Genomic DNA, 5,594 nt, shown 5'->3' on the forward strand with positions numbered 1-5,594 from the left:
AAACGGCACAAAATGTAAAGAAGTTCCTTCCGGTTATGAAGTATTTGGCTTCGGAAGGCAGAGAGTTTTATTTTGTGACGCTTACCTTGCAAAATTGTGTAACCGATGATGCAAGGGTATTGCGAGATTTCATGCGTAGATGTAACCGGATGTGGGCTGATGGTATAAGGACGAAACACAAGTTTCGTTCACTTGGTATTTCGGGGGTGATTAAGAAGGAGTGTACCTATCATGTAGTAAAAAAGGATTTGTTTTCGTTCCATTATCATTTTCATATTATTGTTGATTCATTGGAAGCTGCAAAATATGTAGTAGCCCAATGGAAGAAATTGCATGGTAGTACGGTTGCTGATGCCCGTTTTCAGAAATATAAGAAGATAGAGGATTTTGAAAATGCAGCGATAGAGGTTTTTAAGTATGCTTCAAAGGCTTCTGTCTCAAAATCGAAAGGTCGTGACGGTAAAAAAAAGATTCAGATAAATTATAAGGCTTTGGATATGATTTATACTGCCATGCATGGGATGCAGCGCATGAGTAGTTTCGGACAGTTCCGCACCATGATCGGAGATGAAGCGTTGAATGATTTTAGAGATGAGGATTTGGTTCTTAATATTGAGGGATTGAATGTTGAAGATGGTTGTTATACTTGGTATATGTCTGTGAAAGATAAGGTGGCTGATTGGTATAATATGGAAACTGGGGAGGCATTGTGTTGTTATAAGGTCACCCGGAAGGATGAACTTTTGCAGGATATTTATTTAGATGAGGATATTTTTCCTAATAGTGGGTAGTTGTTAGTTTGTTGTATTGTTTTCTTGGTATGGTGTGAGTTCTATGTATTCTCTATTCATGAAAGGATCGCCAAATTTTCCACTTCTGTCATAGAAGGAAAATTTGTTTTTAGTTAGCTCGTCTATGTCCCAGTAATGTTCTCCACCAAAATAAATGGTACTGAAACTTGGATCACCGAATGACCATTGTCCGTAGATATTGGCTTCTTTTTTATTTCCTTGTTTGTCGATTTCTATATTTGTACGGGTATATGTTCCGTTTTTATTGAATTTGTATGTACCTTGCCAGACACTGCCGTTTTCGTCTGTTGTTTTTTTACCAGCCCATGTAATATCACAAATTAATGAGATTATGCTTTCTTCTCCATGGTTGTAGTATCCTTGTTTTTCAACACATCCGGTGTTTGAAATAAGAAAAAGTGATACTGTTGAAATAAGTAAAGAGATATGTATTATTCTATTCATAGTTAAATATTTAATATTCAATGCAAAAATAGGAGAAATTTTATATTTTTGGGCGAAACCTTTATTTATTAACTTTAAAAAAGGAGGATTTATGAAAAAAGTAATGTTTATGTTCATCAGTCTACTGACTGTTTTGGGTGTTTGTTCGTGTAATGATAATGAAGTAATAGAACCTGTGGTTAGTGATTCTGTATCTGATATGGAGGTCTTATCTCGTTTTGTTGATGTAAATGAGATTACAAATGAATACTATTTCAATGAGAATAAGAAAACGAGGGCGTTGTCTTATGTAACAGGTTCGGATTGGCAGGATTTAGAAAAAGTTAGTCCTTTGAGTATTGAGAAATATAAGAATAACCTGCAGGTTTTAAATGCTCAAGTGGCAAGTGCTATTTCAAATCCTAATACCGCTTATGTTGTTTTTTCTGTAAATGGAAAGACTTTGGTTAAAAAGGTGAAGGAGGATGCTAATTTTGATTTTTCAGTATTTAGGGATGTTGTAACGGAAACGAGGGCTGTTCTCCCTTCTTTGAGTATTAATGGAGGTTCTCAAAGCACTACCGGAGTTTTTTACGATTCCAGTCGTACTTTAAAGATGCAAGTTGATTTGAATGCTTCAATACAGAATAATTATTATTTCTTTGAAGTATTAAATCCTAATGCTAAACCAAGTCCGGATGATAATATAACGACACCTGAAAGTGTTGCTTTTAGTGGAACTGGACCGTTATGGAGTAACACTTTCACTTGGACTTCGTATTGGGATGCAAATGTACCTGGTCAAGGTTTTAAATGGGAGTTTAAAGGAAAAGGTACTACTCCTTCTTTTGGTTTTATAGCTAATTGCACCTTTAGTCGTTAAAAAATGAACGGGATTTAATTTGAATTGCACTTCTCAAAAAAGAGAAGTGCAATTCAAATTAGTGTCTTTCTATCGGTGTAGCCAGTTACCGTTATCTAAAGTCTTTTGTAGTGTATTCCAAAGTTCTTTAAGAAAGTTTTTAAAGTGGATGTTATTTAGCCAAATTGTAGTAATACCATTCTGACTTTTGGAGATATCTATTTTCACGTTTTTAACTTGGTATGATTTTCTCTTGTCTTTATCGTAAAGGTTTCCAGTGTAGTATATTTCCTTTCCAATAAGAAGTTGTCGGATATCTTTATTTTGTATTCCCATAGTTTGGAGTTCCTCTATATTTTCCTGTGCATTTTCCATTTCCGGAAAAAGGTTGGTTATGGGTTTTAGTTTGGATGCTTCTGCCTTTATCTGTCTGTCGGTTGTTTCCTGTACCCTTCGCATCTCGATGTTGTTGGTTCTTAATTGTCCTTCTAAATTTTGATTCTTGAATGAGAGGTTATAATTTTCTTTTTTGAGGGTTTCAATTTCTTTGGCTTGTCGTTTTACTTCCCCTACATTAAAGACGCTTGTAACGGCATTAAATACGGTTTTTCCGGCTTTTGCGGCAGCTTCTTTGGCTTCGTTGATGTGTATGTCGGTTTTCATGCTGTTTAGCTCTTTTTGTGCCGTACTAAGTTCCTTTTGGACTGTGGTGATTTTCTCGGTTCCGGCAGTGTATGCCCTGTTTAGTTGCTCGATGTCTTTTTGAAGTTGTTCAGCTTTCTCTGTTTCCATTTTGTTTTTGTATTGCATGGCCGACAAGTGTTTCTTGTCTGAAGAAACTCCACGTTCCATGTTGAGACACTCTGCTGTTATAGTCTGCATCTCCGCCATGTCGTGTCTGTTCAGCTTTACAGTTTTTCCTGTATGGCCGTCCGTCCAGTCAAAGATCATGTGCGCATGATAGTTCGGTTTCCATGCTTCTTCCTTTCCGTCCCATACGTTTGCGCCTTCATCCTTATGGGTGTAGATTTGGAAGGCGTGCACTCCAAAGCGTTCTTCCAGTTTTTCGGCCAAGTCTTGAAGCTGCTGGATTGTGGTTTCCTCGCTGATTACTATTACCCCTTCCCGGATTGGGGTAGCTTTCTTCTGTAATCCTTGTCCGGTGGCTTCCTTGTATTTTTCCGTTATGTCCCGATGTACTTCGGCAATGGAACATTCTACCCACTGTTCGTTGCGGTGTGTGAGTTCCGGACGGATGTAGTCGAGCTCCTTGCTTCTTAAGTTGTGACGTTCCGAGCTGCCTATATTGCAGGCTTCCACTCTGATACATGTCTTTGCCATATCTTTAGGTTTTAGGTGTGTATGTCTGTTTAGAAGATGTGGCGTGAAACGTCACATCGCACGGGGTCGAGGGGACACCCCTCGCACACAACCCCTTTAGGGGTTATAGTGTGCTATAACCTTTTGCAAAGGTAAGCCTTCCGGACGGGATTTGCAAGCGCTCTGCCATGTGTTCCGGATGTGCTTGGGAACAGAAGCCGGACAAAAGGGAAAAGGACACAAGGCACAATAAAAAATCATCGGTCGGGGAGCGCTGCACGGCAAGGGGGTGCACCAACACTCCCGACGAGTGCAGCCATTGACAGGGTTCTCGGTGAAAATGGAAAAAAGTTGTTTTTCCTTTTGTTATTGTTATAACTTTACATATATTTGTATCGTGATAATCAATTATAAAGTTATAACATTATGGTAACGAATATTATTCAGATTGGAAACAGCAAGGGGATAATACTTCCTTCCGAAGTATTGAAACAGTTGCGTTTGTCCTTGAAATCGGCTGTGAGCATTTCTTTGGACGGGAACAATATTGTGATAAAGGCACAACCACGTCAGGGATGGGCGGAAGCTGCCAAACGTGCCCATGAGAATGGGGATGATGAGTTGCTTATCCCTGATGTGTTTGAGGATGAAAAGTTTGAGGATTGGACATGGTAGAACAGTATGAAGTGTATTGGGTAGAGTTAGACCCTACCCGTGGGGGTGAAATGGCAAAGACACGGCCATGTGTAGTTGTCACTCCTTCAGATTTGAATATGTACCTTACAACAGTAGTCATTGTTCCGATAACCTCAACGATAAGAAATTATCCTTACCGGGTTCTGTGTTCTGTAGCCGGGCGTGAAGGAGAGATAGCCACTGATCAAATTCGCACGGTGGATAAAAGCCGGCTGAAAAGAAAGATTGGAGATTTGAATTTCAGTGAGATAAAAAGGTTACGTGAAGTATTTCAGCAAATGTTCTGTGAATAATGGAAAGTACGGAAAGAAAAATGCAAATAAGACATTATGAAACCAACTGACTACATCGAATGGGATAACCTGAAGGATATTCCATTCTTCCTCTGTCAAGTAGTCGAGGACAGAGAAAAACAAGATTTGGATATTTACTATTTGGGCAAACGTGTCTTGCACGATTACGACCATGTGGGGCACTATTTGCGGACTGCCGTTATCTTGTTCCGCAGGGTAAAGAGCCGCACAGCAGACTGGGTAAACCTGCGTAACCTTTGGACGCTGCGCAACTGTGTGCGTGAGAACTACAATCACGGCATAGGAATGAACGACCTTATTTTTGGGGAGAATTTCGATGGAGATAATCTCGATACGCTTACACCACTTACAAAGAAACGCTTTGATTTTTTGTGTAAGCGGATTAAGGAACTTGACCCATATGCAACTATTTAACACTCCATTGAGTGAAGGCAGGGCTTGTCTTTGTGTGCTCCCCCTTTGGGGGACGGGAGGGGGATAAGAAAAAAAATACCACCGGAGATGTCGGATATCCGTCAATTCACTCCGGTGTTTTTTTTGCAACTCTCCCGTATCGCTCGGCAAGGGTTGTCTTTGTGTACGGCAAAGATAGTTTTTTTTCCGGAAGTATCTTTGTCTGTTGTGGATTTAGTAGTGTATTTGTGTCAGAATTGCGCAGCCGGGGGAATGGGGGCGAGCCCCCATACTAGATAAACTAGAAAGTTTCGTGGTAAATGCTTTTTGACTTGTTATATGTAGGTTTTTTGAATGATGTTTGGCGGTTTGGAATGAATTACCTACTTTTGGGCTGAGAAAAAACGAAAGCCCGAAGGCAGTAACCAACGGGCTTTGTATTTTAAGAATTAGCAATCGTTTGTGTTCGTTCTTGGCTGGGCGGATACCAAACGAAAGCCACATCAAAATTTCATATGTGCAAAGATAGAACAAATATAACCAACTGCAAAGAAAGTCCGTTAAAAAACGGTTCTGATAGTCTTAAAAAAAAGGCTAAAGTAAAAATCATATCCCATAATTTTACTCGAAAACTTTCGGAAAAGAATCCGGATAGTAAGCTGATGAAAGCATATATGGATGCCCATGTGTGTTCAAATGTTTATACTGTGCAGGGAGGTAAGGCGCATTCCCATTATTGTCATCGGGCTTTTTGTCCTATCTGTCAGCGTATTC

At 39.6% G+C, this 5,594-nt stretch carries 7 protein-coding genes and 1 pseudogene; 6 read left to right on the top strand and 2 right to left on the bottom strand.

Features of this window, described 5'->3' with window-relative positions:
* A partial coding sequence (locus tag BACINT_RS02055; RefSeq protein WP_007660166.1) for a rep family protein occupies positions 1-791 on the top strand: 791 nt, incomplete at its 5' end.
* A gap of 3 nt (positions 792-794) precedes the next feature.
* Here the strand turns inward: BACINT_RS02055 and BACINT_RS02060 are convergent.
* Positions 795-1,256: a hypothetical protein gene (locus BACINT_RS02060; RefSeq protein WP_005812785.1), complete on the bottom strand. Its 462-nt coding sequence runs from the start codon at positions 1,254-1,256 to the stop codon at positions 795-797.
* A 91-nt stretch (positions 1,257-1,347) separates the two neighbouring features.
* Here BACINT_RS02060 and BACINT_RS24315 point away from each other — a divergent pair, with 91 nt between their 5' ends.
* Complete coding sequence (locus BACINT_RS24315) at positions 1,348-2,118, top strand: hypothetical protein (protein WP_005799241.1); 771 nt, start codon at positions 1,348-1,350, stop codon at positions 2,116-2,118.
* Between the two features lie 69 nt (positions 2,119-2,187).
* Here the strand turns inward: BACINT_RS24315 and BACINT_RS02070 are convergent, their stop codons facing one another.
* Positions 2,188-3,438 (bottom strand): NBU/pMV158-type mobilization protein, encoded by a 1,251-nt coding sequence (locus BACINT_RS02070; RefSeq protein ID WP_005799237.1) that lies wholly within the window; start codon positions 3,436-3,438, stop codon positions 2,188-2,190.
* A 405-nt stretch (positions 3,439-3,843) separates the two neighbouring features.
* Between BACINT_RS02070 and BACINT_RS02075 the strand changes: the two genes are divergently transcribed.
* The 4 genes and pseudogenes from BACINT_RS02075 to BACINT_RS24445 form a co-directional block, all read left to right on the top strand.
* Positions 3,844-4,092 carry an AbrB/MazE/SpoVT family DNA-binding domain-containing protein gene (locus BACINT_RS02075; protein WP_005812783.1) on the top strand — a complete coding sequence of 83 codons (249 nt, stop codon included), beginning with the start codon at positions 3,844-3,846 and terminating at the stop codon, positions 4,090-4,092.
* On the top strand, positions 4,086-4,406 hold the full coding sequence (locus BACINT_RS02080) for a type II toxin-antitoxin system PemK/MazF family toxin (RefSeq protein ID WP_005799262.1): 321 nt from the start codon (positions 4,086-4,088) through the stop codon (positions 4,404-4,406). Before BACINT_RS02075 ends, BACINT_RS02080 begins: the two co-directional genes overlap by 7 nt.
* Positions 4,407-4,442: 36 nt before the next feature.
* Complete coding sequence (locus BACINT_RS02085) at positions 4,443-4,841, top strand: hypothetical protein (RefSeq protein ID WP_005799260.1); 399 nt, start codon at positions 4,443-4,445, stop codon at positions 4,839-4,841.
* Between the two features lie 494 nt (positions 4,842-5,335).
* Positions 5,336-5,594: pseudogene (locus tag BACINT_RS24445) on the top strand (protein rep); the annotation flags it as partial.

Origin of the sequence: Bacteroides intestinalis DSM 17393, from assembly GCF_000172175.1 — a bacterium.
Lineage (GTDB): Bacteria > Bacteroidota > Bacteroidia > Bacteroidales > Bacteroidaceae > Bacteroides > Bacteroides intestinalis.

What these genes read in the sequence shown, in the direction of transcription:
- BACINT_RS02060 (WP_005812785.1), bottom strand. Translation starts at nt 1,256, where the DNA reads ATGAATAGAATAATACATATCTCTTTACTTATTTCAACAGTATCACTT.
- BACINT_RS24315 (WP_005799241.1), top strand. Translation starts at nt 1,348, where the DNA reads ATGAAAAAAGTAATGTTTATGTTCATCAGTCTACTGACTGTTTTGGGT.
- BACINT_RS02070 (WP_005799237.1), bottom strand. Translation starts at nt 3,438, where the DNA reads ATGGCAAAGACATGTATCAGAGTGGAAGCCTGCAATATAGGCAGCTCG.
- BACINT_RS02075 (WP_005812783.1), top strand. Translation starts at nt 3,844, where the DNA reads ATGGTAACGAATATTATTCAGATTGGAAACAGCAAGGGGATAATACTT.
- BACINT_RS02080 (WP_005799262.1), top strand. Translation starts at nt 4,086, where the DNA reads ATGGTAGAACAGTATGAAGTGTATTGGGTAGAGTTAGACCCTACCCGT.
- BACINT_RS02085 (WP_005799260.1), top strand. Translation starts at nt 4,443, where the DNA reads ATGAAACCAACTGACTACATCGAATGGGATAACCTGAAGGATATTCCA.